Origin of the sequence: Kitasatospora sp. NPDC057542, from assembly GCF_042801945.1 — a bacterium.
Lineage (GTDB): Bacteria > Actinomycetota > Actinomycetes > Streptomycetales > Streptomycetaceae > Kitasatospora.
Window position 1 is genome coordinate 1 of sequence record NZ_JBHVFE010000695.1, and the last position, 3,145, is coordinate 3,145.

Below are 3,145 nucleotides of genomic sequence, written 5' to 3' on the forward strand. Positions count from 1 at the left end.
GCGCGGAGGGGTCTCCTCCGCGCCCCGCGGCGCGTGCCCGGACGGCCGCGCCACCACCGGTACCGGGGGCCCTGCCGGGCGCGGGCTCGGGCGGCGGAACAATCACGGGCCGTGCAACGCTGTAGGAGCGAAGCGGTAGCGCGGACACCACCGGGACGGCGTACCCGGCCCCCGGCCGCCGTCGAACCACCGTCGCCGCGGCCGGACTTCTCGCCAGGCGAACACCGCCACCGCGGAAACTGCGCGAGAACCGTCCCGATACCGGGTATGAATGCAGGTGGACGGGTTCTTCGGTCCGTCCAGGGGCAGTATGGGCGACCGGACGGACGGTTCCGGCCGCGCCCCGGCGGCACGTGTTCGCCGATGGCGTAGCGGAATCCGGTGCATCCGGCCCACCTGTGGGAACACCGTTTCCCAGCATCAGGTTGGGATTGGTGTCGGCTGGTCGCGCAGCATCTCGCTCCTCTACCGGGGAGTGAATCCGTGGGCCGCGCCGCTGAGCGGGACTAGCATGCGGAAGGACAGGGCGGGGACGGACCCCGAACTGCCCGACCGCTCTGAGGAGCGATAAACGATGTTCGAGAGGTTCACCGACCGCGCGCGGCGGGTTGTCGTCCTGGCTCAGGAAGAAGCCCGGATGCTCAACCACAACTACATCGGCACCGAGCACATCCTCCTGGGTCTGATCCACGAGGGCGAGGGCGTCGCCGCCAAGGCCCTGGAGAGCCTCGGGATTTCTCTTGAGGCCGTTCGCCAGCAGGTCGAGGAGATCATCGGCCAGGGCCAGCAGGCCCCGTCCGGCCACATTCCCTTCACCCCCCGGGCGAAGAAGGTCCTGGAGCTGTCGCTCCGCGAGGCCCTCCAGCTCGGCCACAACTACATCGGCACCGAGCACATCCTGCTCGGTCTGATCCGCGAGGGCGAGGGCGTCGCCGCCCAGGTCCTGGTGAAGCTGGGCGCCGACCTCAACCGGGTGCGCCAGCAGGTCATCCAGCTGCTCTCCGGCTACCAGACCGGCGGCGGCAAGGAGTCGGCCACGGCCGGCGGGCCCGCCGAGGGCACCCCGTCGACCTCGCTGGTCCTGGACCAGTTCGGCCGCAACCTCACCCAGGCCGCCCGCGAGGCCAAGCTCGACCCGGTCATCGGGCGCGAGAAGGAGATCGAGCGGGTCATGCAGGTGCTGTCCCGCCGCACCAAGAACAACCCGGTGCTGATCGGTGAGCCCGGTGTCGGCAAGACCGCCGTGGTCGAGGGCCTGGCCCAGGCGATCGTCAAGGGCGAGGTCCCGGAGACGCTCAAGGACAAGCAGCTCTACACGCTGGACCTGGGCGCCCTGGTGGCCGGCTCGCGCTACCGCGGTGACTTCGAGGAGCGCCTGAAGAAGGTGCTCAAGGAGATCCGCACCCGCGGCGACATCATCCTGTTCATCGACGAGCTGCACACCCTGGTCGGCGCGGGCGCCGCCGAGGGCGCCATCGACGCCGCCAGCATCCTCAAGCCGATGCTGGCCCGCGGCGAGCTGCAGACCATCGGTGCCACCACCCTGGACGAGTACCGCAAGCACCTGGAGAAGGACGCCGCGCTGGAGCGCCGCTTCCAGCCGATCCAGGTCGCCGAGCCCTCGCTGCCCCACACCATCGAGATCCTCAAGGGTCTGCGCGACCGCTACGAGGCCCACCACCGGGTCTCCATCACGGACTCCGCCCTGGTCGCCGCCGCCACCCTGGCCGACCGGTACATCTCGGACCGCTTCCTGCCGGACAAGGCGATCGACCTGATCGACGAGGCCGGCTCCCGGATGCGCATCCGCCGGATGACCGCGCCGCCGGACCTGCGCGAGTTCGACGAGAAGATCGCCGACGTGCGCCGCGAGAAGGAGAGCGCGATCGACGCGCAGGACTTCGAGAAGGCCGCGTCCCTGCGCGACGACGAGAAGCAGCTCCTGCAGGCCAAGGCCAAGCGCGAGAAGGAATGGAAGGCCGGCGACATGGACGTCGTCGCGGAGGTCAACGAGGAGCTCATCGCCGAGGTCCTGGCCACCGCCACCGGCATCCCGGTCTTCAAGCTGACCGAGGAGGAGACGTCCCGCCTGCTGCGCATGGAGGACGAGCTGCACAAGCGCGTCATCGGCCAGAAGGACGCCATCAAGGCGCTCTCCCAGGCCATCCGGCGCACCCGTGCGGGCCTCAAGGACCCGAAGCGCCCCGGCGGTTCGTTCATCTTCGCCGGCCCGTCCGGTGTCGGTAAGACCGAGCTGTCCAAGACGCTGGCGGAGTTCCTGTTCGGCGACGAGGACGCGCTGATCGCGCTCGACATGTCCGAGTTCTCCGAGAAGCACACCGTCTCCCGGCTGTTCGGCTCCCCGCCCGGCTACGTCGGCTACGAGGAGGGCGGCCAGCTGACCGAGAAGGTCCGCCGCAAGCCGTTCTCGGTCGTCCTCTTCGACGAGGTCGAGAAGGCCCACCCGGACATCTTCAACTCACTGCTGCAGATCCTGGAGGACGGTCGCCTGACCGACTCCCAGGGCCGCGTGGTGGACTTCAAGAACACCGTCATCATCATGACGACCAACCTCGGCACCCGGGACATCTCGAAGGGCTTCAACCTCGGCTTCGCGGCCGCGGGTGACACCCAGACCGGGTACGAGCGGATGAAGGCGAAGGTCGGCGAGGAGCTCAAGCAGCACTTCCGCCCCGAGTTCCTGAACCGTGTCGACGACATCGTGGTGTTCCACCAGCTGTCCGAGGACGACATCATCCAGATCGTCGACCTCATGATCGCCAAGGTGGACGAGCGGCTCAAGGACAAGGACATGGGCCTGGAGCTCAGCGTCGAGGCCAAGAAGCTGCTGGCCAAGCGCGGCTACGACCCGATCCTGGGTGCCCGTCCGCTGCGCCGCACCATCCAGCGCGACATCGAGGACCACCTCTCGGAGAAGATCCTCTTCGGCGAGCTGCGGGCCGGCCACATCGTCGTCGTCGACGTCGAGGGCGAGGGCAAGGACGCCAAGTTCACCTTCCGCGGCGAGGAGAAGTCGGCCGTCGCGGACACCCCGGCCGCGGTCGCCTCGTCCGGTCCGGACCTGACGAAGTAACCCAACTTTTAACAGACAACTTCACAGCCACCGAGCCCCCGGCGTTCACGC

At 68.6% G+C, this 3,145-nt stretch carries 1 protein-coding gene; it reads left to right on the forward strand.

The window, feature by feature from the left end:
* The first annotated feature begins 574 nt into the window (after positions 1 to 574).
* On the forward strand, positions 575 to 3,094 hold the full coding sequence (locus ACFU7Y_RS42205; protein WP_224282154.1) for an ATP-dependent Clp protease ATP-binding subunit: 2,520 nt from the start codon (positions 575 to 577) through the stop codon (positions 3,092 to 3,094).
* The last annotated feature ends 51 nt before the right edge of the window (positions 3,095 to 3,145 follow it).